Genomic DNA, 20831 nt, shown 5'->3' with positions numbered 1-20831 from the left:
GCTTGCGGTCAGCGCTCCCCTTCCGCTTGCGGGAGGGGTCGGGGGAGGGCCTTGCACTGGGCATCGGGCAAGCGTTTCAGTCCCTCCCCTAACCCCTCCCGCAAGCGGAAGGGCAACAAGGCAGTCGCGAACCAACCGCCCCGGAACCCCCGCATGAAAGCCGCAATCCTCTTCGCCCCCGGCACCCCGCTCGAAATCCGCGATGTCGATGTCGCCGCCCCCGGCCCGCGCGAAGTGCTGATCCGCACCGCCGCGGTCGGGGTCTGCCGCTCCGACCTCCATTTCGTCGACGGCGCCTTCCCGCACCCGGTGCCCACCGTCCCCGGCCACGAAGCCGCCGGCATCGTCGAGGCGGTCGGCAGCGACGTCGCGCATCTAAAGCCCGGCGATCATGTCATCACCTTCTTCACCGTCTTCTGCGGATCGTGCGAGATGTGCGTCAGCGGGCGCCCGTCGCTGTGCATCGATCCGTCCACCCGCCGCCCGCCCGACGCGCCGCCGCGCCTCAGCCTCGACGGCGCCCCGCTCGCGCCCTTCCTCAATCTCTCGGCCCTTGCCGAGAAGATGCTGGTCCACGAAAACGCCTGTGTCGCGATCGACAAGGCGATGCCGCTCGATCGCGCCGCCTTGCTCGGCTGCGCGGTCATCACCGGGGCGGGGGCGGTGTTCAACGACAGCCGCGTGCGCCCGGGCGAAAGCGTCGCGGTGATTGGCGCGGGCGGGATCGGCCTGTCCGCGATCAACGCCGCGAAGATCGCCGGCGCCGGGCAGATCCTCGCAATCGACCCGATGCCCGAAAAGCGCGACCTCGCGACGAAGCTGGGCGCCACCCACGCGCTCGATCCGTCCGCACCGACAATCGTCAAGGACGTGCTCAAGCGCACCGGCGGCGGTGTCCATTATGCGATCGAGGCAGTCGGGCGCTCCGACACCGCCGAACTCGCCTGGAACATCCTGCGCCGCGGCGGCACTGCGACGATCCTCGGCATGATCGCCCCCGGCAACAATGTCACTTTGCCGGGGCCGACCTTCCTGACGGGCAAGAAGATCCAGGGCTCGCTGCTCGGCAGCACGCGCTTCCCGATCGACATGCCCCGGCTGGTGCGAATGTATCTCGACGGGCTGCTCGATCTCGACACGATGGTCGCCGAGCGTATCGCGCTCGAGGACGTCAATGATGCGCTGCAAAAGCTCCGCGACGGGCACAGCGTCCGTTCGGTGATCGTCTTCGCATGAGCGACCTCGACCACGCCCGCCTCGGCGACTGGCTCGCCGCCCATGTCGCGGGGTTCGCGCCGCCCTTCACCGTGGAGAAGTTCCCCGGCGGTCAGAGCAATCCGACCTATCGTGTTGATACGACGTCCTTATCCTATGTCCTGCGCCGCAAGCCCTTCGGCCCGATCCTGCCCTCCGCGCACGCCGTCGAGCGCGAACATCGCCTGATCGCCGCGCTCCATCCCACCGGCTTCCCCGTCGCGCGGCCCTATGGGCTGTGCGAGGACAGCGCGGTGATCGGCGCGCCCTTCTACGTCATGGAGATGGTCGAGGGCCGCACGCTCTGGGACGGATCGCTCCCCGGCATGCCCCCCGCCGATCGCACCGCGCATTATGAGGCGATCGTCGACACGCTCGCCGCGCTCCACACCGTCGATTATGCGGCGGCGGGGCTGGGCGATTACGGCAAGCCCGGCAATTATTTCGAGCGCCAGGTCGCCCGCTGGACCAAGCAATATCGCGCGAGCCAGACCGACGACCTGCCCGAAATGGAGGCGCTGATCGAGTGGCTCCCGCGCACCGTCCCCGAACAGACCCGCACCGCGATCGTCCATGGCGATTTCCGCATCGACAACATGATCTTCGCGCCCGCCGCGCCCCGCATCCTCGCAGTGCTCGACTGGGAACTGTCGACGCTCGGCGATCCGCTGGCCGATTTCAGCTATTTCCTGATGAGCTGGGTGACCGATCCCGAGGGTCGGTCGGGCGTGAAAGGGCTGACCGGCCCCGACACCGGCATCCCGACGCTGGAGCAGGTCGTCGCCCGCTATTGTGCCGCGACCGGGCGCGACGGGGTGCCCGATCTCGACTGGTATTTCGCGTACAACCTCTTCCGCCTGGCGGGCATCGTCCAGGGTATCAAGAAGCGCCTGATCGACGGCAATGCGTCGAGCACGCAGGCGGCGCAGACGGTCGAGCGGTTGCCGGGGTTGGTGGCATCGGCCTGGCATTTCGCGCGGGCTGCGGGGGCCTGAGCATGGGCTTGCAAAATAGGATTTGGTCTGCTTTTGTTCTATTGATGCCAGATCGCTGCACCTCGACTCGTGACACGCTTATCGTCAGCGTGCGGCAGCGCCGCCGCGCGCGCGTGAGAAGCCTAGACTTCGTAAACTTCGGGTGGTCCGGCGCGGCGGTCCGAACGCCTGCGGAACCCTAAACTTCGTAAACTTCGCCGGCGCGCGGCGGGTGCGAAAGGGGTGTCCGACAGCAAGGGAGAATGCAGGTGCGGTTCGCAGGCAAAACGATCATCGTCACCGGCGCGGGCTCGGGAATCGGCCGCGCCACCGCGCGCGCCTTTGCGGCGGAGGGCGGGCAGGTCGTCGCCGCCGATCTGAGCGACGCCGTGGAAGAAACCGTCGCCGGGCTCGACAACGCGATTGCGCTGCGCATCGACGCGGGCGACGAGGGCGATATCCAGCGGCTGGTCGCGGCGGCGTGCGACCATTTCGGCGGGCTCGACGTGTTCCACGCCAATGCCGGAATCTCGGGCGGCGCCGACGGCATCTTCGATTCCTCGGTCGAATTGTGGACCGAAGTGCTGCGCGTGAACCTGATCGGCCCGTTCCTCGCGATCAAGCACGCCGCCCCGCGCATCGTCGAGCGCGGCGGCGGCGCGATCCTGTGTACCGCCAGCGTCGCCGGGCTCCGCTCCGGCGCGGGCGGCCCGGCCTATTCGGCGAGCAAGGCGGGAGTGATCAACCTCGTGCAGACCGCCGCCCAGCAACTCGCCACGTCGAACGTCCGCGTCAACGCGATCTGCCCCGGCCTGATCGAAACCGGCATGACCCAGCGCGCGTTCGACTATGCCCGCGAAGTCGGCAAGCAGGACAAGCTCGGCCAGCTCAACCCGCTGCGCCGTGCGGGCGTGCCGGAGGAAATCGCCAGCGTCGCGCTGTTCCTCGCCAGCGACGAGGCGAGCTATGTCAACGGCCAGGCATGGGCCGTCGATGGCGGGCTGTCGTCGAGCCACCCGGTGACGCGGCAGATGTTCGGGAAGACGGCGTTCTGATGGACTCGGTTGCGGTGCTGCTGCACGTTGCACGAAAATGGGGGGATGCGATGCGAAAATTGTCCTGGTGGGTTCCGGTCGCGCTGATCGTCGCAACGCTTGGCGCGCCTGTCGTCGCGCAGGCACAGGATTTCAGCGAGGCTGAGATCATCGTTAGCGGGGCGCGGCGCGAAACCGATGGTTTCGATGCAAGCCGCCCCGTGGTCGGGCTGCGGCGTGCCGCGGATTTTGCGATCCTGTACGTCACGATCGCAGGCGACACGCGCGATGCCGAAAAGCGTCGGAGCGAGATATTGGCGATGGTGAAGAGCGCCATTGAAATCGCGCCTAAATTCACGGTGCAACTGGCGACCGGCGATGAAGTGGTCGAAGCGCTGACGCTCGCCAATTATCGCGATCTGGGCTTCACGAGTGACAGCCGCCCCGACACCAATCGCACGACGTTCCTCGCCAAGGTGAAGCTCGGCGCCGGCGTGGACGGGGCTGCGGCGCGCGATCGGATTGCGCGGTTTATCAAGGCGGTCCCGGCTGTGGGTCGCGCCGAAATTCGCGGGTCGAGCGGCGATCTCACGCTGTCGGTCGTCGGGCCGGACAAGTTCCGGGGCGAGATACTCGATATCCTGGCCGCCGACGCAAAAGCGGTCGCCGCGCGGATGGGGCCGGACTATGGCGTCGAACTCAAGGGGCTGGATCGCCCGGTCGAATGGTCGCGGGCCGGGCTGACCGACGTGTTCCTGTACGTGCCCTACAACATGGTCGTGCGCCCGAAGAATTAGGTCTTCTCCCGGATCAGCCCCTCCTGCGCCACGCTGGCCACCAGCCGGCCGTCGCGGGAATAGATGCGGCCCCGGTTGAAGCCGCGCGAATGCCCGGCCCAGGGGCTGTCGGTGGTGTAGAGCAGCCATTCGTCGAAGCGGAATGGCTCGTGCAGCCAGATCGCATGGTCCAGGCTGGCGGTTTGCACGCCGCCGGTCAGCCAGCTTACGCCGTGCGGCAACGTGCAGGTGCTGAGCAGCGTCATGTCGCTGGCATAGGCCAGCATCGCGCGGTGCAGCGCCGGTTCGTCGGGCAGGGGTCCGGCGACGCGGAACCAGCTATGCTGGGCGGGCTCCTGCGGCGCGGGGTTGAACCAGTTGCGCGGGGATACGGGGCGGATTTCGATGGGGCGGGCGCGCAGGAAGAAGCGGCGGAATTTCTCGGGCACCCGGTCTTCGATCTCGGCGCGCAGGTCGCGTTCGGAGCGGAGGTCTTCGGGCATCGGCACGTCGGGCATCGCGGCCTGGTGGTGCAGCCCCTCCGCCGCGCGCTGGAAGCTTGCGGTCATGTTGAGGATCGGCTGGCCCTTCTGCATCGCGATGACGCGGCGATTGGCGAAGCTGCGCCCGTCGAAATCGCGGACGACACGGTACAGGATCGGGTGGTTCTCGTCGCCCGGCCGCATGAAATAGGCGTGGAGCGAATGTGCAGTCCGCTCCCCATCGGTCGATCGCTGCGCCGCCTGGAGCGCCTGGGCGATCACCTGTCCGCCGAACACCCGGCCCACCCCGCCGGGCTGGCGCGGGCCGCGATACAGGTCGGTGTCGAGTTCCTCGATGTCGAGCAGCGCGGTAAGCTGGGCGACGAGCTGGTCGGGGGTCGGCTCGGCCATCAATATCCCGCCGCCCGTGCGAGGGCATCGGCATGAAAATTGGCGTCGCCGAACAGCTCGGCCAGGACCCGGGCGCGCTTCATGTAGAAGCCGATGTCATATTCGTCGGTCATCCCGATGCCGCCATGCATCTGGATGCCCTCCTGCACCGCCAGCGTGGTGGCGAGGCTGGTCATCGCCTTGGCGACGGAGACGGCGTCGGTGGCACCCGGATCGCCGGCGTCGAGCAGTTGCTGCGCCTTGAGCACGGCGGCACGCGCGACCTCCATCTCGCTGTAAAGGTGGGCGGCGCGGTGCTGGAGTGCCTGGAAGCTGCCGATCGGCTGGCCGAACTGCTTGCGTTCCTTGAGGTAGGAGACCGTCCTGTCCATCGCCCCGCCACCGACGCCCAGCAGCTCCGCCGAAGCGCCGACGCGCCCCCCGGCGAGCATCCGGGCGAGCGGTGCGTCGCCCCGGTCGACCTCGCCGATCACGGCGTCGGCATCGACCTCGACACCGTCGAAGGTCAGCCGCGCCGCGATCCCCGCATCCGCCAGCCGCTCCGGCGTCACCGTCAGCCCCGCAGTGTCGCGGGGCAGCGCGAACAGCGTCGTGCCCCCCTCGGTCCGCGCCGCGACGATCAGCAGGTCGGCGACATGGCCATGCGCCACGAACTGCTTGGTGCCGCTCAACCGGAAGCCGTTGCCCGAACGCTCGGCGCGCATCGCGATCCGGCCATTGTGCTTGGCGCCCTCGTCGATCGCCAGCGCCGCGACGGTCTCGCCCGCGACGATGCCGGGAAACCAGCGATCGGCGTGCGCACTCCCTTTCAGCGCCTCGACCGCGCCGACGGCGGTGGCGAGGAACGGGGAGGGCGACAGGTTGCGCCCGATCTCCTCCAGCACCACCCCCGCCTCGACATGGCCGAGCCCGAGCCCGCCCTGTGCCTCGGGGATCAGGATGCCAGTCAGCCCCAGCTCGGCGAACTGCCGCCACAGGCCGCGGCTGAACCCGGTCGAGTCGCCCGCGTCGCGCAGCGCCCGCATATGGCTGACCGGGGCATGCTCGGCGACGAAATCGCGCGCCGTATCGCGCAGCATCGCCTGTTCGTCGGTAAGGTACAGGGGCATCATTCTCTTCCTAAGCTCCCTCTCCCTTTGGGAGAGGGTTGGGGTGAGGGTGGCCAGCGGCGCGCGTGGCGCTCGCCCTCACCCTTCCGCCGCCTGCGGCGGCTCCCTCCCTCTCCCAACGGGAGAGGGAGCGGGGCTTTACGACGGCAATTCCAATATCCGCTTGGCGATGATGTTGAGCTGGATCTCGCTCGTCCCGCCCTCGATCGAATTGGCCTTGGTGCGCAGCCAGGCGCGCGGCGTCGCGCCGTGGTTCGAGGCTTCGCTCTCCCACTCCAGCGCGTCGCTGCCGCCCGCCGCCATCACCAGTTCGTGCCGCGTCTTGTTCAGTTCGGTGCCATAATATTTCATCATGCTCGGCTGCGCGGGGTGGGCGCGACCGGCCTTCAGCTCGTCGATGAAGCGTTCGGACATCGCCGCGAACGCCCTGGCGCGCACCTCGAACAGCGCGATCTGCGCGCGCAGCAGCGGGTCTGCCAGCCGCCCGCCCTCGTCCGCGCCGATCGTCCGCAACGCTCCCTCGACCAGCGCATTGCCGCCGCTGCCGCCAAGGCCCATGCCCGAGATCATCTCGCGCTCATGCCCGAGCAGATATTTGGCGACGTCCCAGCCCTTGTTGAGGTCGCCGAGCAAATTCGCCTTGGGCACCTTCACATTGTCGAAGAACGTCTCGCAAAAGGGCGAATAGCCGCTGATCAGCAGGATCGGCTTGGTCGATACGCCTTCGCTGGCCATGTCGAACAGCAGGAAGCTGATCCCGCCCTGCTTGGTCGTCCGGTCGGTGCGGACGAGGCAGAAGATCCAGTCGGCCTCGTCGGCATAGCTGGTCCACACCTTCTGCCCGTTGACGAGGAAATGGTCGCCCATATCTTCGGCGCTGGTCTGGAGCCCGGCAAGATCCGATCCGGCATTGGGTTCGGAATAGCCCTGGCACCAGCGGATTTCGCCGCGTGCGATTTTGGGGAGGTGCTCGAGCTTCTGCGCCTCGGTCCCGTATTTGAGCAGCGCCGGCCCGAGCATCGAGATGCCGAAGCTGTTGAGCGGATTGCGGCAGCGCAGCCGCGCCATTTCCTCGCGCAGGATCTTGGTCTCCGCCGCGCTCAGCCCGCCGCCGCCATACTCCCTCGGCCAGTCGGGCACCGTCCAGCCGCGCGCGCCCATTCGGTCCATCCAGACCTTCTGGTCCGGATGCGCGAAGCTCGGGTTGCGCCCGCCCCAGGTGGCGTCCTTGTCGCTACGCATCGGCTCGCGCATGGCCGGCGGGCAGTTCGCCTCCAGCCAACTACGGGTTTCGGTGCGGAAGGTTTCAGGATCCTCTGCCATTTCTTGTCCTTAAAGCCCTCTCCCCTTCAGGGGAGAGGGTTGGGAGAGGGGCAAGAGGAGGGCGTTTCGCACTTCCCCTCTCCCCGACCCTCTCCCCTGAGGGGAGAGGGAGAGTGGTTATTTGTTAAACCGCTCGCCCTTCTCGGCCTTTTCGCGGAGCAGTGGGGCGACGTCGAAGCCGTGCTTCTCCAGCCCGGCGACGATCTTCTTCGCGCCCTCGGTGTCGGCCCAGAACATCGGCCCGCCGCGATAGACCGGCCAGCCATAGCCATAGATCCACACCACATCGATGTCCGACGCCCGCTGCGCCATCCCCTCGGCCAGGATCAGCGCGCCTTCGTTGACCATCGTGTACAGCGTGCGCTCGACGATCTCCTCGTCGGTGATCGCGTGCTGCGGGGTGCCGGTCTTCTGGCGGAACTCTTCGATGATCTCGGCGACGCGCGGGCTGGGGGAGGGGTTCCGCTTCTCGTCATAGTCATAGAAGCCGGCGCTCTTCTTCTGGCCCCAGCGGCCCTCGGCGGCGAGCGCGTCGCGGATGTTCTCGATCCGGGTCGGGTCGCGGTGCCAGCCAATGTCGACGCCCGCCAGGTCGGACATCTGGAACGGCCCCATCGGCATCCCGAACTCGACATGGACGCGGTCGATCTGCTCGGGCGTCGCGCCCTCGAGCAGCAGCTTCATCGCCTCCATCTGGCGCGGCATCAGCATCCGGTTGCCGATAAAGCCGTAGCAGACGCCCGCGACCACCGCGACCTTCTTGATCTTCTTCGACACCGCCATCGCGGTCGCCAGCACATCGTCGGCGGTCTTCGCGCCGCGCACGATTTCCAGCAGCTTCATGACGTTGGCGGGCGAGAAGAAGTGCAGCCCCACCACATCCTGCGGGCGCGAAGTGCTCGCCGCGATCTCGTCGATGTTGAGATAGCTGGTGTTGGAGGCAAGGATCGCGCCGGCCTTGGCGATCTTGTCGAGCCGGCCGAACACGTCCTTCTTGACGTCCATGCTCTCATACACCGCCTCGATGATGAGGTCGCATTCGCCCAGCGCGTCGAAATCGAGCGTGGGGCTGAGCAGGCCCATTGCCTGTTCGACCTGCTCGGGGGTCATCCGGCCCTTTGCCGCAGTCGCTTCGTAATTCTTGCGGATCGTCGCGGTGCCGCGATCCAGCGCTTCCTGCTGCATCTCGACGATCGTCACGGGAACGCCCGCCGACAGGAAGTTCATGCTGATCCCGCCGCCCATCGTGCCCGCGCCGATCACGCCGACGCGCTTGATGTCGCGCAGCGCGATGTCGTCCGCGATGCCGTCGATCTTCGACGCCTTGCGCTCGGCGAAGAAGATGTGGCGTTGTGCCGCCGACTGGACGCTCATGATAAGCTTCATAAAGCCCATCCGCTCGGCCTGGACGCCCTCGGCATAGGGGGTGCCTGCGGTCTTCTCGATCAGGTCGATGATCGCCGCCGGCGCCTCGAAGCCGCGGAAGCGCTTCGCATTGGCCTTGCGGAAGGCGTCGAACACGGCGGGATCGACGGTGACCGGCTTCTCGCTGGCGATGGGCAGGGGGCGGGCATCGGCAATCTCGCCGGCAAAGGCCACCGCGTCGGCGAGCAGGCTGTCCTCGCTCGCCAGCCGATCGACCAGCCCTGCGGCCTTCGCCTTGCTCGCCGGGATCGGATCGCCCTTGGCCGCCATTTCCAGCGCAAGCTCGACACCCGCGACGCGCGGCAACCGCTGGGTGCCGCCCGCGCCCGGCAACAGGCCCAGCTTGACCTCGGGCAACCCGATCTTCGCCGACGGCACAGCGATCCGGTAATGGCACGCCAGCGCGACTTCGCAGCCGCCGCCCAGCGCGGTGCCGTGGATCGCGGCGACCACCGGCTTGCCCAGCGCCTCGATCGCGTCGACCAGAGTCGGGAGCGACGGCTCCTGCATCGCCTTGCCGAATTCGGTAATGTCGGCGCCCGCGAAGAAGGTCTTGCCGGCACAGGCGATCACCACCGCCTTGATTGCGTCATCGCCCGCAGCCTCTTCGATCCCCGCCTGGAGCCCCTGACGCACCGCAGCGCCGAGCGCGTTGACCGGCGGATTGTCGGAAGTGAGGATCAGGACGTCGCCCTGGCGGCTGGTAGTGATGACGGACATTCGTATCTCCTGTGGGGATCAGTTGAGCGCCGAGTAGATCAGCGTCTTGAGTTCGCGGCGGATGGGGTAGAGCATCGACGGCGAGAATTGGGTCATGAACACCATCGAGATGCGTTCGACCGGATCGACGAAGAAGGCGGTCGAGAACATCCCGCCCCAATAATATTCGCCCGCCGAGCCGGGGATAAGGGTTTTCGCGACGTCGAGCGTGACCGCGAAGCCGAGTCCGAAGCCGGTGCCCGCGTTGGTGGTCTCGCTGAACAACGCGCGCGACATCGTCGCCAGGTCCGAACCGCCGGGGAGGTGGTTCATCGTCATCAACGCGATCGTCTTGCGGCTGACCAGCCGCGTGCCGCCGAGCGTGCCGCCGTTCAGGCAGAAGGTGGCGAAGCGGTGATAGTCGAGCGCGCTGGAGACGAGCCCGCCGCCTCCGGACACCAGCCGCGGGAACTTCGCCCAGGCCGATTCGGCGCCGCGGTCATACAATATGCGCGTCTTGTCCGGGCCGAGCGCCCAGCAATCGGCCAGGCGATCGATCTTGTCCTCGGGCACCTGGAAGAAGGTGTCGTGCATCCCCAGCGGCGCAAAGATGCGTTCGGCGAAGAAGCGTTCGAGCGGCATCCCCGACACGCGCTGGACGACGGCGCCCAGCACGTCGGTCGACACCGAATAATTCCATTCATCGCCGGGGGAGAATTCCAGCGGCAGTTTCGCCACTTCGGCGACGAATTCGTCGAGCGTCAGATTGCCGTGCCAGCTCTCGATCCTGCTCTCGCGATAGGCGGCGTCGACCGGCGTGCGCTCCTGGAAGCTGTAGGTAAGCCCCGAGGTGTGCCGCAGCAGGTCGATCATCCGCATCGGCTGGGCGGTCGGGCGCGTCGCGAACGGCGCTCCGCTGCCGCCGCCGGCATAGACGCCCAAACCCTTGAACTCCGGCAGGACGTGGTGGACCGGGGTATCCAGGCCGACCTTCGCCTCTTCCACCAGCATCATGAACGCGAGGCTGGTGATTGGCTTGGTCATCGACGCGATTCGGAACAAGGTGGTCGAATCGACCGGCGCCCCCTTGTCGCGCGCCGCGCCCTGGTGCGAGAAATGGACGATATCGCCGTCGCGCGCGATCAGCAGTTGGGCGTGCGGCAGCTTGCCCGTATCGAGGTAGCGATCGCGCACGAACGCGTCGATCCGGGCCAGCCTTCCCGCGTCGAATCCGTGCGACTCGGGCGGAGTCATTCTCACGTCGGTTTGCATACCTTGTGTTCGAATCCCGATAATGGCGCCTTCTTTCGGGCGCGGTTCCCCTATTGCCTTGAGTGGCGCGCGAATCAACACTAACGTTGCTACAAAGGTGGCATTACCAGCCAAACCCAAAATTCAGAACGAAGATGGAGAGACCCCGCTTGGCCCCCGAACCCATCGTTCCGCTCGATCCGCAATGGCCCCGCATGACGCTGGCGCAGACACAGGATTTGCTGACCGCGCCCGGCGCCAAGTTCGAGATGGCGACGGCTGAGATTGGCGGCGTATCCACCCGCGTGTGGAAGAACGCGCCACCCTCGCTCCGGCTCCTTGCCCAGATGGTGCGCGCTTATGGTCCGCGGGTCTTCACGATCTATGAGGACGAACGCGTCACCTTCGACGCCAATTACCGCGCGACCGCGCATATCGCCGCGCAACTGGTGGAGATGGGGGTGGGGAAGGGCGATCGCGTCGCGATGGCGATGCGCAACCTGCCCGAATGGCCGGCGATCTTCTTCGCGATCGTCGGCATCGGGGCGATCGCGGTCCCGCTCAACGCATGGTGGACCGGCGGCGAGATCGAATATGCGATGAACGACTCGGGCGCGAAAATCCTGTTCGTCGACGGCGAGCGGCATGAGCGGCTGAAGGGCTGTTACGACCGGCTGCCCGCGCTGGAGCGAGTCGTCGTCAGCCGCGCCCGGGGCGAGGTGGAGGGCGATGTCGTCCGGCTCGAGGCGCTGATCGGGGCGCCGGGCAGTTGGCAGTCGCTTCCCGATGCAGCGTTCCCCGATGCGGAGATCGCGCCCGACGATGATGCCACGATCTTCTACACCAGCGGTACCACCGGCAACCCAAAGGGCGCGCTGGGCACGCATCGCAACTTCGCGACCAATATCCTCTCGAGTGGCTATGTCGCCGCCCGGACGATGCTGCGCCGGGGCGAGACGCCGCCCGCGGTGCCCGATGCGAAGGTCATGCTGCTCGTCATCCCGCTGTTCCATGTCACTGCGTGCAGCGCCGCGATGATGGGCGTGGTCGCATCGGGATCAACGATGGTGTTCATGCGCAAATGGGACGTCGAGCAGGCGATGGCGCTGATCGAGCGCGAAAAGGTGCAGGGAACCGGCGGCGTGCCGACGATCGCGTGGCAATTGCTCGAACACCCCGCGCGCAAGGACTATGACCTGTCGAGCCTGGAGGCCATCGCCTATGGCGGCGCCCCGTCGGCGCCCGAACTGGTTCGCCGCATCTATGAGGAGTTCGGCGCGCTGCCCGGCAATGGCTGGGGCATGACCGAGACCACGGCGACGGTGACCACCCATTCGGGCGAGGATTATCTCAACCGGCCGAACAGCGCCGGCCCGCCGGTCGCGACCGCCGACCTCAGGATCATGAGCATCGAGGGCGACCGCGAACTGCCGCTGGGCGAAGTCGGCGAACTCTGGGCGCGCGGCCCGATGATCGTCAAAGGCTATTGGAACAAGCCCGAAGCGACGGCGGAAACCTTCGTCGACGGATGGGTGCGCACCGGCGACCTGGCGCGGCTCGATGAGGAGGGCTTCCTGTATATCGTCGACCGGGCCAAGGATATCATCATCCGCGGCGGCGAGAATATCTATTCGATCGAAGTCGAGGACGTCCTCTATGCGCACCCTGCGGTAACCGACGCCGCGCTGGTCGGCATCCCGCACAAGACGCTTGGCGAGGAGCCGGCGGCGGTGGTCCATCTCGCTCCCGGCAGCGCGGCGACCGAGGCCGAGATCCAGGCATGGGTGCGCGAGCGGCTCGCGGGGTTCAAGGTGCCGGTGCGCGTGCACTTCTCGCCGACCGTGCTTCCCCGCAACGCCAACGGCAAGATATTGAAGACCGAACTACGCGCGCTGTTTGAGGAACGCGGCGCCGCCTGAGCGTCAGGAACCCGCGTCGATGTCCTCGGGCGGGGTGCCGATCTGGTCTTCCATGTCGGTGGTGGTTCCGATCGGCGCGGTGCGTTCGGGATCGCGCGCCTGGGGGAAGATCGCGTCGAGCCGGGCCTGCATCGCCCGTTCGAACTCGAGATAGTTGCGCGTGCGCGGGCGCGATACCGAAATGTCCTGCTGGATCGCCTTCTTGATCCGCCCGATCGCCGCGTCGTTGAGCACGCCCGCGGCTACCAACTCGGTGCACAGCTGCGAGAGTCCGACCACGGTCGCCTGGGCGCGGAGGCCGATATATTCCAGGCTCTCGTGACGCCGCAGCGCCAGTTCGCGTTCGCTTGGATCCATCGTGCAATTCTCCTGTCGTGCCGGGCGTTGGTGCCCCGGTTGGCGGTCCGTGTCCGAAACATTCGCGCTCCCGGCGATGCTAGTCAACAGGTGATGACAAGCGGCTCGGCACCGGTCCACTCGGTATTACAACGGAGCGCGAAGCGCGCTAGTGTCTGCGCATAAGGGGACAGCGGGTGAGCGAGCATTCGGGAGTGAGTGGCGGCGGGGCAGCGGAAGAGGGTGGGCTGCCCTTTGCCGCGTCCGGCGCAGGATTTGCGCCCCATCCAGACGAGACGCCCGCGGAATCGCAGAAGCGCGATCGGTTGCTGGCGGCGTTCACGCTGATCGCGGGTATCGGCCTGCTGCTGGCAGTGCCGTTCGCGCTACAGGCGGGCTCGCAGTTTTTCCTTCCGCTCACCGCCGCGTTGGTGATCGCGATCGCGCTCGTGCCGTTGCTCGAATGGCTGGAGCGGCACCGCGTGCCGGCGCCGATCGCGGCGCTGATCTGCGTACTGCTGTTCCTCGTCGCGGCGAACGTCGCGCTCGCCTCGATCGTGGTCCCGGCCTGGCAATGGGTACAGCGGCTTCCGGACAGCGTGCCGCAGATCCAGCACAATCTGGAGCCGCTGATTCAATTTTACGCGAATCTGGAGCAGTTCGTCGACAAGACGCTGCTCAACTTTGCCTCCGCACCAGTGCGCCAGCCCACGACGATCGCTGCGGCGCCGCCGCGCTCGCTGCTCGATCTGTTCACCACGTCGGCGCCATCGGCGCTGATCGAGATGTTCTTCGCGATCCTCGTCATCTATTTCTTCCTCTCGGGCTGGACCCGGCTGCGGCGCCGGGCGATCACCTCGCGCTCCAGCTTCGGCGGCGCGATGGCCACCGCGCGCGTGATCCAGGACGTGGTCGACGACACCTCGGCCTATCTGGGCACGATCACGCTGATCAACATGACGCTGGGCCTGATCGTCGCAGGCGCGCTGTACGCGATCGGGATGCCCACGCCGCTGATGTGGGGCGGCATCGTCGCGCTGCTCAACTACATTCCGTATATCGGCCCCGTGCTGGCGGCGTTCCTGCTCGCGATCGGCGGGCTGATGAGCTTTGCAGAGATCGGCTGGGCGATGGTGCCCGCCGCGCTGATGATCGGCGCGCATCTGATCGAGGCGAATGTGGTGACGCCGCTGGTGGTCGGGCACCGGCTGACGATCAGCCCGATCCTGATTCTCATCTCGCTCAGCTTCTGGGGATGGGTGTGGGGCACCACGGGGGCGCTGCTGGCCGTGCCGCTGCTGATCATCATCCAGACCGTCGTGAACGCTGCCGGCAAGCCCGACATCGCCGGTTTCCTGTTCGAACACGGCACCCTCGTCGCCGATCCCGGCGAGGCAAGATCGCATCGGCGAGAAAGTCGCGATCAATCCGGTTGACACCCCGGAATCGTGCGGCTAGTGCCCGCCTCCTCGCTTGAGCAAGCGGGTGTAGCTCAGTTGGTTAGAGCGCCGGCCTGTCACGCCGGAGGTCGCGGGTTCGAGCCCCGTCACTCGCGCCACGCGCCCCTATTTTGAAGGGGTTGCGTGGTGGGATCAGGAAGGTGGCGATACGCCACCGAAGCGGGGTTTCCGCGATGAACAGGGATGGGGCCGAGGGCGCTAGTGCGCACCCCGGCATAGCGGTACAGGCGCGCTCAGTCGCGCCAGACGCCCGTTTCCATCCAGCGTAGCATCGGCTTGAGCGGCGCGATCCACACCACGCCCAGGACCACGTACAGCAGCAACTGGACCACGCCGGGCAGCGCGGCGATCCACGCCGAAAAACTCGCCACGATGACGACCCACACCAGGATCAGCGCCAGGATGGCCAGCATCCCCACGGGCTTGCGCCACGATGCGTTCACGGTTCCTCGTGGCAAATCATGCCCCTTTCGGTGATGACGGCGTGCAGCGGCACGTCCCAGATGTCGGCGGGGATAGCGGGCGCCTCCTGCACCGACCATGCCACGCCGATGCGCAGCGCGTTTTCGAATCGGGCAAAGGCGCGGTCGTAAAAGCCCGCGCCCTGACCGATTCGGTTGAGTCGGCGATCGAAGCCCAGCAATGGGGTGAGGATGATGTCGGGAATGCAATCGGGCATCGCGGCGTCCGGCTGGAGCAATCCGAAGGCGCCGGCCACCAGCACATCGCCCGGTTGCCACGCCAGGAACCGCATCGGCGTCGCGCGGTCGACGACATGCGGCAACGCGATCCTGCACCCGCGCTCCAGCGCAGCGGCGGCCAGAAGCGACGGATCGGCCTCGCTGCCGACCGGCATGTAGCTGGTGACCACCCGTCCGGGATGAAACTTCGCCAGCAATGCGTCGGGCGCGCAGATCGCGGCGCTCGCTTCGGCGGCGAATTTGTCGCGGTCGGCTCGAAGCCGTGCGCGCAGCGCGTGCTTTTCCTGGGTCATCGGATGGGGGCGGGGTGGCGGGACCGCCATGGCCGTTGGCTCGAATATCCTCTGACGCGCGGTACGTCAGGTGGGAACCATGTGCGACAGACCAAGATCTGCACAGGGACAGCTCCCTTGGATGATGAATAGCCTCAGGGATATCTGAGAGCGCGTACCGGGCAGTGCCCGCCACCCCCTATCTAGGCGCTCGCGGCGTCTTCCTCAAGGGCTGCGGCGACGGCTTCGAGACGATCGGCGATTCGGTCGAGCAGCACCGGGGAAACCCCGGCAGGCGGATTGCGTTCGCTCTCGTCCAGCATGTCGGCGAGAATCAGCAGCAGATAGACCAAGGTCCGCTCCGCATTGAGCCCGCCCGACGCGCGGTGCGCCGCTTCGGCATGGCGGGCGATCATCGCTTCCAGGTGGCGCAGATGCGGCTCGTCGCCCTCGCGCGCGGCGATCGAATAGCTGCGGCCGGCGATCGTGAGCGTGATCTCCGCCATCAATCTTCCTCCTCTGCCGCAGCGCGCTCGCGCGCGATCAGCGCGTCCAGAGTGGTCACTGCGTCCTCGATCCGTGCGCGCAGCGTGGCATGGCGCCGCGCGAGTCGCTCGGTGCTGAAGGCACGCGCCGCCGCCGCGGCTTCGATCCGCGCCAGCGCCCGTTCGATACGGTCTGCCGATGTGTCTGACATTGTGACAGTTCGGATAGGACTCGATGCAGCGGGCGGCAACCCCGTACAGTGCCGGTTGCGGTGAGCCGGTTGACGTGCGGGCGCATGCGCCCCAAAGGCGTGCCCGCACGAACCGGTCATGCCGAGGGGCAGGCCGCACCGCACAGGGGACTACCAGTGACCGTAACCTTCACCGACTGCGCCAATGCGATCCGCGCGCTGGCCATGGACGCAGTGGAGGCCGCCAATTCGGGCCATCCCGGCATGCCGATGGGCATGGCCGATGTCGCGACGGTGCTCTTTCAGGACTATCTGAAGTTCGACCCCGCGGCACCCTATTGGGCCGATCGCGACCGTTTCGTCCTGTCCGCCGGCCATGGCTCGATGCTGCTCTATGGCCTGCTCCACCTTACCGGCTATGCCCGTCCGACGCTCGACGACATCAAGGCGTTTCGCCAGGTCGGCAGCCCCTGCGCCGGCCACCCCGAGAATTTCGAGCTCCCCGGAGTCGAGGCGACCACTGGCCCGCTGGGGCAGGGCGTTGCGATGGCGGTGGGCATGGCGCTTGCCGAGCGTCACCTGAACGCCGAATTCGGCGACGCGCTGGTCGATCACCGCACCTGGGCCATTGCCGGCGACGGCTGCCTGATGGAGGGCATCAACCATGAGGCGATCGGGATCGCCGGGCATCTAAAGCTCGGGCGGCTGGTCGTGCTGTGGGATGACAACAGGATCACGATCGACGGCGCGGTGTCGCTGTCGTCGAGCGAGGACATCCCCGCGCGCTATGCCGCGACCGGCTGGCATGTCGTCGAATGCGACGGGCATGATCCCGCCAGCATCGCTGCCGCGCTCGATGCCGCGATTGCCGACGAGCGCCCCTCACTGGTCCGCTGCCGCACGATCATCGGCAAGGGCGCACCCAATTTTCAGGGCACGTCCAAGACCCACGGCTCGCCGCTGGGCGCCGCCGAAGTCGCCGCCGCGCGCGAGACGCTGGGTTGGCACTATCCCCCGTTCGAAGTGCCCGAGGGCATTCGCGAGGCATGGCTGAAGGCCGGTACGCGCGGCGCCGCCCCGCACGCTGCGTGGAAGGAACGGCTCGCCGCCGCGCCGCAGGGCGCCGAGCTGGCACGCCGCATGGCGGGCGACCTGCCCGAGGGCTTCTCGCTCGACGCACACATCGCCGATCTGCTTGCCGCGCCGCAAAAGGTCGCGACGCGCAAGGCCTCCGAAATGGCGCTGGTCGCGATCAACGCCGGCCTGCCCGAGACGGTGGGCGGTTCCGCCGACCTCACGCCCTCGAACAACACGCTGACCAAAGGTCTGGAAGACCTGACCGCCGACAATTACGGTGGCCGCTATATCCGCTACGGCATCCGCGAATTCGGCATGGCGGCGGCGATGAACGGCATGGCGCTGCACGGCGGCGTGCTGCCCTATGGCGGCACCTTCCTGGTCTTTTCCGACTATGCGCGGCCAGCAATTCGTCTCTCGGCGCTCCAGCGCGCGCGCGTCGTCTATGTGATGACGCATGATTCGATCGGGCTGGGCGAGGACGGCCCGACGCACCAGCCGATCGAGCATGTCATGTCGCTGCGGCTGATCCCCAATCTCGAAGTCTGGCGCCCGTGCGACGCGGTAGAGACCGCCGAGGCCTGGGGCGCTGCCGTCGCGCGCAAGGACGGCCCGGCGCTGCTCGCGCTCTCGCGCCAGAACCTGCCGCAGCTCAGCCCCGGTGGCGCGGCCAAGGGCGGCTATCGCCTCGCCTCGGCAGAGGCGCCGCGCAAGGTCGTGCTGCTCGCCAGCGGCTCCGAAGTCGAAGTCGCCGTCGCGGTCCGCGCCGCGCTCGAGGAACAGGGGATCGGCGCCGATGTCGTGTCGATGCCGTGCTGGTCGCGCTTCGATGCGCAGCCTGCCGCGTACAAGGCCGAGCTGCTGCCCAAGGATGCGCTGCGCGTCTCGATCGAGGCGGGCGTGACGACCGGCTGGGAGCGCTATACCGGCGACGGATTGAACTTCGGCGTCGATGTATTCGGCGCGTCGGGCCCCTATCTGGGGCTGTACGATCAGTTCGGGCTGACCGCTGCGGCGATTGCCCCGCAAATCCTTGAAAAGCTCAAGTAACGACAGGAGAACCAGGCATATGACGAAGGTTGCGATCAACGGATTCGGGCGCATCGGTCGTCTGGTGGCGCGCGCGATTCTCGAGCGTCCGGACAGCGGGCTCGAACTGGTGACGATCAACGATCTCGCCGACGCCAAGTCCAACGCCTGGCTCTTTTCGCGCGACAGCGTCCACGGCAAATATCCCGGCACCGTCACTGCCGAGGGCAATGACCTCGTCATCGACGGCAAGCGCATCAAAGTGACCGCTGAGCGTGATCCGGCGAACCTGCCGCATGCCGAGAACGGCGTGGAATTGGTGCTCGAATGCACCGGCTTCTTCACCGACCGCGCCAGCGCGCAAAAGCATATCGATGCCGGCGCGAAGAAGGTGCTGATCTCGGCGCCGGGCAAGAATGTCGACCTGACCGTCGTGTACGGCGTCAACCACGACAAGCTGGAAGCCGGGCACACGATCGTTTCGAACGCATCGTGCACCACCAACTGCCTGGCGCCGGTCGCCAAGGTGCTGAACGATTCGATCGGGATCGAACGCGGGCTGATGACCACGGTCCACGCCTATACCAACGACCAGAAGATCCTCGACCAGATCCACCCGGATCTGCGCCGCGCCCGCGCCGCCGCGATGTCGATCATCCCCACCACCACCGGCGCCGCGCGCGCCGTGGGCGAGGTGCTTCCCGAACTGAAGGGCAAGCTCGACGGCTCGGCGATCCGCGTCCCCGTGCCCGACGGCAGCCTGGTCGACCTGACCTTCACCCCGAAGCGCGACACGACGCGCGACGAAGTGAATGCGATCCTCAAGGCCGCGTCGGAAGAAGGCCCGCTCAAGGGCGTGCTCTATTATTCGGACGAGCCGCTGGTCTCGATCGACATCGTCCATACCCCGGCCTCGTCGACCGTCGACAGCCTGGAGACGGCAGTGCTCGACGGCAAGCTGGTGCGCGTCGTGAGCTGGTACGACAATGAATGGGGCTTCTCGAACCGCATGGTCGACACCGCCGGCGTGATGGCGAAGTTCGGCTGATCTGTTGTGCTCCTGCGAAAGCAGGAGCCCAGCTAAATTCCCCTCCCGCTTGCGGGAGGGGAGTAGCAGGTGAACAGCGCCCCGCGCTGTTCAGGCCATGCCGGGGGCATGGCCGACCTGATACTGGGAGGGGAGTTGGCCGCGGTGCGTTTTTGCGCACGAGCAGGCCCTCCCCCGACCCCTCCCGCAAGCGGGAGGGGAGCGCACGTCGCTAGCGACGGACATATTTTCGAGCGAGGACCGGATGGCGCGCAATTTCAAGACACTCGACGACATGGGCGATATCGCGGGCAAGCGCGTGCTGGTCCGCGAGGACCTCAACGTGCCGATGGCCGATGGCGCCGTCACCGACGACACCCGGCTGCGCGCCGCCGTGGACACCGTCGCTGAGCTGTCCGATCGCGGCGCCAAGGTTGTCATCCTCGCGCATTTCGGGCGCCCCAAGGGGCAGCGTAACCCCGAAATGAGCCTCGCGCTCGTTACCAAGCCGTTCGAACTGGTGATCGGTCGCCCCGTGCGTTTCATCGACGATAGCCAGGCCGTTGATGCCATTGCCCAGATGGCGAACGGCGAAATCGGCATCCTGGAGAATACCCGCTTCGATCCGGGCGAGGAAAAGAACGCGCCCGAGACGATCGAGCGCTTCGCGTCGCTCGGCGATCTCTACGTCAACGACGCCTTCTCGGCGGCGCACCGCGCCCATGCCAGCACCGAGGGGCTGGCCCACCGGCTCCCCGCCTTTGCCGGGCGGCAGATGGAGGCGGAGCTCGACGCGCTCGACAAGGCGCTGGGCAATCCCGAGCATCCGGTGGCTGCCGTGGTCGGCGGCGCAAAGGTGTCGTCGAAGCTCGACGTGCTGCGCCACCTGGTCGAGAAGGTCGATCACCTGATCATCGGCGGCGGCATGGCCAACACCTTCCTCGCCGCGCGCGGAGTCGATGTCGGCAAGTCGCTGTGCGAGCATGACCTGACCGGCACCGCCGAGGAAATCCTCGACGCCGCCGATCGCGCCAACTGCACCGTCCATCTGCCCTATGACGTGGTGGTCGCGAAGGAATTCAAGCCGAACACGGACACCCGCACTGTCAACGTCCACGAAGTCGCGGCGGACGAAATGATCCTCGACGTCGGCCCCGCCGCGACCGAGGCGCTGGCCGATGTGCTCAAGACGTGCCGCACGCTGGTCTGGAACGGGCCGATGGGCGCGTTCGAGACTCCGCCGTTCGACGTGGCGACGGTATCGCTGGCGCGCACCGCGGCGGCGCTGACCAAGGAAGGCTCGCTCGTGTCGGTCGCCGGCGGCGGTGACACGGTGGCCGCGCTCAATCAGGCGGGCGTGGCGGACGACTTCAGCTTCGTCTCGACCGCGGGCGGCGCCTTCCTGGAGTGGATGGAAGGCAAGGAACTGCCGGGGGTCGCCGCGCTGACCCGCTGATTGCTCGTGCCGCAGGGGCGCCGTGATCGTCGTTAATGCTTGCCTCTGTTCCGAAAAACCGCACACCCGCATGCATGGTCCGCCCGTAGTGGCTCTATAAAGAACAGGTAGCGCCCGGAACGGTGCCTACCTGTTCAGGA

Annotated in this window: 19 protein-coding genes and 1 tRNA gene; 10 read left to right on the top strand and 10 right to left on the bottom strand. The window is 67.0% G+C overall.

The window, feature by feature from the left end; genetic code table 11:
* The first annotated feature begins 153 nt into the window (after positions 1 to 153).
* The 4 genes from TS85_RS09050 (at position 154) to TS85_RS09035 (ending at position 4059) form a co-directional block, all read left to right on the top strand.
* Positions 154 to 1236, top strand: a complete 1083-nt coding sequence (locus TS85_RS09050) for a Zn-dependent alcohol dehydrogenase (RefSeq protein ID WP_044331735.1) — start codon at positions 154 to 156, stop codon at positions 1234 to 1236.
* Positions 1233 to 2249, top strand: a complete 1017-nt coding sequence (locus TS85_RS09045; protein WP_044331734.1) for a phosphotransferase family protein — start codon at positions 1233 to 1235, stop codon at positions 2247 to 2249. Before TS85_RS09050 ends, TS85_RS09045 begins: the two co-directional genes overlap by 4 nt.
* A 242-nt stretch (positions 2250 to 2491) precedes the next feature.
* Positions 2492 to 3283, top strand: coding sequence for an SDR family NAD(P)-dependent oxidoreductase (locus TS85_RS09040; RefSeq protein WP_044331732.1), 792 nt, complete (start codon positions 2492 to 2494; stop codon positions 3281 to 3283).
* 50 nt (positions 3284 to 3333) lie between these two features.
* Positions 3334 to 4059, top strand: coding sequence for a hypothetical protein (locus tag TS85_RS09035; RefSeq protein WP_044336090.1), 726 nt, complete (start codon positions 3334 to 3336; stop codon positions 4057 to 4059).
* Here TS85_RS09035 and TS85_RS09030 read toward each other — a convergent pair.
* The 5 genes from TS85_RS09030 to TS85_RS09010 form a co-directional block, all read right to left on the bottom strand.
* A complete protein-coding gene (locus TS85_RS09030) occupies positions 4056 to 4931 on the bottom strand; it encodes an acyl-CoA thioesterase (protein ID WP_044331730.1) in 876 nt (291 codons plus the stop codon). The two genes, TS85_RS09035 and TS85_RS09030, sit on opposite strands and share 4 nt — an antisense overlap.
* On the bottom strand, positions 4931 to 6040 hold the full coding sequence (locus tag TS85_RS09025; protein WP_044336089.1) for an acyl-CoA dehydrogenase family protein: 1110 nt from the start codon (positions 6038 to 6040) through the stop codon (positions 4931 to 4933). The genes TS85_RS09030 and TS85_RS09025 overlap by 1 nt, the downstream gene beginning before the upstream one ends.
* A gap of 138 nt (positions 6041 to 6178) precedes the next feature.
* Positions 6179 to 7363 carry an acyl-CoA dehydrogenase family protein gene (locus TS85_RS09020; protein ID WP_044331728.1) on the bottom strand — a complete coding sequence of 395 codons (1185 nt, stop codon included), beginning with the start codon at positions 7361 to 7363 and terminating at the stop codon, positions 6179 to 6181.
* Between the two features lie 117 nt (positions 7364 to 7480).
* Positions 7481 to 9508: a 3-hydroxyacyl-CoA dehydrogenase NAD-binding domain-containing protein gene (locus tag TS85_RS09015; RefSeq protein ID WP_044331727.1), complete on the bottom strand. Its 2028-nt coding sequence runs from the start codon at positions 9506 to 9508 to the stop codon at positions 7481 to 7483.
* 18 nt (positions 9509 to 9526) lie between these two features.
* Positions 9527 to 10741, bottom strand: coding sequence for a serine hydrolase domain-containing protein (locus TS85_RS09010; RefSeq protein WP_407082115.1), 1215 nt, complete (start codon positions 10739 to 10741; stop codon positions 9527 to 9529).
* Positions 10742 to 10953: 212 nt separating this feature from the next.
* Between TS85_RS09010 and TS85_RS09005 the strand changes: the two genes are divergently transcribed.
* On the top strand, positions 10954 to 12657 hold the full coding sequence (locus TS85_RS09005; protein WP_227698794.1) for a class I adenylate-forming enzyme family protein: 1704 nt from the start codon (positions 10954 to 10956) through the stop codon (positions 12655 to 12657).
* 3 nt (positions 12658 to 12660) lie between these two features.
* Here the strand turns inward: TS85_RS09005 and TS85_RS09000 are convergent, their stop codons facing one another.
* Positions 12661 to 13014 (bottom strand): hypothetical protein, encoded by a 354-nt coding sequence (locus TS85_RS09000; protein WP_044331722.1) that lies wholly within the window; start codon positions 13012 to 13014, stop codon positions 12661 to 12663.
* 227 nt (positions 13015 to 13241) lie between these two features.
* Here TS85_RS09000 and TS85_RS08995 point away from each other — a divergent pair, with 227 nt between their 5' ends.
* Positions 13242 to 14429: an AI-2E family transporter gene (locus TS85_RS08995; RefSeq protein ID WP_044336088.1), complete on the top strand. Its 1188-nt coding sequence runs from the start codon at positions 13242 to 13244 to the stop codon at positions 14427 to 14429.
* Positions 14430 to 14474: 45 nt separating this feature from the next.
* A tRNA-Asp gene (locus TS85_RS08990) sits at positions 14475 to 14551 on the top strand.
* A gap of 135 nt (positions 14552 to 14686) precedes the next feature.
* On the opposite strand, the gene TS85_RS24570 is transcribed toward TS85_RS08990, so the two are convergent.
* From TS85_RS24570 to TS85_RS08970, 4 genes are all read right to left on the bottom strand, one after another.
* Positions 14687 to 14896 (bottom strand): DUF2842 domain-containing protein, encoded by a 210-nt coding sequence (locus tag TS85_RS24570; RefSeq protein ID WP_227698731.1) that lies wholly within the window; start codon positions 14894 to 14896, stop codon positions 14687 to 14689.
* On the bottom strand, positions 14893 to 15447 hold the full coding sequence (locus TS85_RS08980; RefSeq protein WP_044331721.1) for a 5-formyltetrahydrofolate cyclo-ligase: 555 nt from the start codon (positions 15445 to 15447) through the stop codon (positions 14893 to 14895). Before TS85_RS08980 ends, TS85_RS24570 begins: the two co-directional genes overlap by 4 nt.
* Positions 15448 to 15629: 182 nt before the next feature.
* The gene (locus TS85_RS08975) at positions 15630 to 15932 is read right to left on the bottom strand and encodes a cell division protein ZapA (protein ID WP_044331720.1); all 303 of its coding nucleotides are present in this window, start codon (positions 15930 to 15932) and stop codon (positions 15630 to 15632) included.
* Positions 15932 to 16123, bottom strand: a complete 192-nt coding sequence (locus TS85_RS08970; protein ID WP_044331719.1) for a hypothetical protein — start codon at positions 16121 to 16123, stop codon at positions 15932 to 15934. The genes TS85_RS08975 and TS85_RS08970 overlap by 1 nt, the downstream gene beginning before the upstream one ends.
* A 204-nt stretch (positions 16124 to 16327) precedes the next feature.
* On the opposite strand from TS85_RS08970, the gene tkt reads away from it, so the two are divergent.
* From tkt to TS85_RS08955, 3 genes are all read left to right on the top strand, one after another.
* Positions 16328 to 18229: a transketolase gene (tkt, locus tag TS85_RS08965; RefSeq protein ID WP_407082122.1), complete on the top strand. Its 1902-nt coding sequence runs from the start codon at positions 16328 to 16330 to the stop codon at positions 18227 to 18229.
* 19 nt (positions 18230 to 18248) lie between these two features.
* Entirely contained in the window at positions 18249 to 19256 is a 1008-nt protein-coding gene (gene gap, locus TS85_RS08960) for a type I glyceraldehyde-3-phosphate dehydrogenase (RefSeq protein WP_044331717.1), read from the top strand.
* Positions 19257 to 19500: 244 nt separating this feature from the next.
* Positions 19501 to 20691 (top strand): phosphoglycerate kinase, encoded by a 1191-nt coding sequence (locus TS85_RS08955; RefSeq protein WP_044331716.1) that lies wholly within the window; start codon positions 19501 to 19503, stop codon positions 20689 to 20691.
* Positions 20692 to 20831: the final 140 nt, after the last annotated feature.

It is taken from the genome of Sphingomonas hengshuiensis, from assembly GCF_000935025.1.
Taxonomy (GTDB): Bacteria; Pseudomonadota; Alphaproteobacteria; order Sphingomonadales; family Sphingomonadaceae; genus Sphingomonas; species Sphingomonas hengshuiensis.
Note: the sequence above shows the minus strand (reverse complement) of the source record. Positions and strands in the feature narration are given on the sequence as shown.